Source organism: Mycobacterium sp. E2733 (assembly GCF_001667585.1).
GTDB lineage: Bacteria > Actinomycetota > Actinomycetes > Mycobacteriales > Mycobacteriaceae > Mycobacterium.
The window spans coordinates 1-1,440 of sequence record NZ_LZJZ01000114.1; the positions used below are offsets into that span (position 1 = coordinate 1).

The window sequence follows — 1,440 nt, forward strand, 5'->3', positions numbered from 1 at the left end:
CGGAGAATCGGGCGGTGGCCGGGCAGTTGGCCGCGATCGGGGAGTTGTTTGCCTATCGGTTGTCGCGGTGTGCGGAGTGTGAGGAGTGGGCGGTGGATACCGAGGCGGCGGTGGCCGCGGAGGTGGCCGCGGAGTTGCGGATCAGCCAGGGGTTGGCGGCCGGCCGGGTGCGCTATGCGCGGGCGCTGCGTGAGCGGCTGCCCCGGGTGGCCGCGGTGTTCGCCGCTGGGGATATCGATTTTCGGATGGTGCAGACGTTGGTGTATCGCACCGATCTGATCACCGATCCCGACGTGGTGGCGGCCGTGGATGGGCAATTGGCGGCCACGGTGGCGCGCTGGCCGTCGCTGACCCCGGCCCGGTTGGCCGCCCAGGTGGACAAGGTCGTGGCGGCCGCGGATGCCGATGCGGTGCGGCGGCGCCGCGAGCGCGCGGCCGGGCGCGAGGTGTGGATCGGTGACATGGGCGAGGGCCTGGCGCGCATCGAGGGCACGCTGTTCAGCTCGGACGCCCACGCGCTGGATGCGCGGCTGGATGCGGTGGCGGCCACGGTGTGTGCGCATGATCCGCGCAGCCGCGAGCAGCGCCGCGCCGATGCGTTGGGGGTGCTGGCCGCCGGGGCCGACCGGCTTCGGTGTGGCTGCGGGCGGCCCGACTGCGCCGCGGGCACCCGCCCGGCGGCCGGTGCGGTGGTGATTCATGTGATCGCCGAGCAGGCCACCATCGATGGCACTGGTGAGGCGCCGGGCTGCCCTCTGGGCGCCGAGGGGTTGATCCCGCCCGAGTTGGTGGCCGAGTTGGCCGCCGCGGCCACGCTGGCGCCGCTGGTGCACCCCGGCGACGCGGCGCCCGAGCCGGGCTATGTGCCCTCGAAGGCGCTGGCCGATTTCGTGCGGTGCCGGGATCTGACGTGTCGCTGGCCGGGCTGTGATTGCCCGGCGGTGGCCTGCGACCTCGACCACACCATCCCCTACAGCGCCGGTGGGCCCACCCATGCGAGCAACCTCAAGTGTTATTGCCGCACGCATCATTTGGTGAAGACCTTTTGGGGCTGGACCGAACAGCAACTGCCCGACGGCACCCTGATCTTGACCTCTCCCGCGGGGCAGACCTATGTCACCACCCCAGGCAGTGCGCTGTTATTTCCCAGCCTGTGCCGGGCCACCGGGGCGATCGCGACCCCCGAAGCCGAGGCGCCCCAGGACTACTGCGGCCAGCGCACGGCGATGATGCCCAAGCGCCGCCGCACCCGCGCCCACGACCGCGCCTATCGGGTAGCCACCGAACGCCGCCACAACCACCAAGCCCGCCTGGCCCCGCGAGCCGAATCGGTGAGCTACAGCGGGCCGGCCCCACCCGCCAGCGATGACGATCCGCCACCATTCTGACGAGCCATCATCGGTCTTACCTGGAGGCGACGGCGAATAGACGCCACTCGCC

Annotated in this window: 1 protein-coding gene; it reads left to right on the forward strand. The window is 71.8% G+C overall.

All coding sequences use genetic code 11. The features are described 5' to 3' along the window. Positions 1-1,388: HNH endonuclease signature motif containing protein (locus A5678_RS21365; RefSeq protein ID WP_068046401.1), on the forward strand; the 1,388-nt coding region annotated here is incomplete at its 5' end. Positions 1,389-1,440 lie beyond the last annotated feature (52 nt).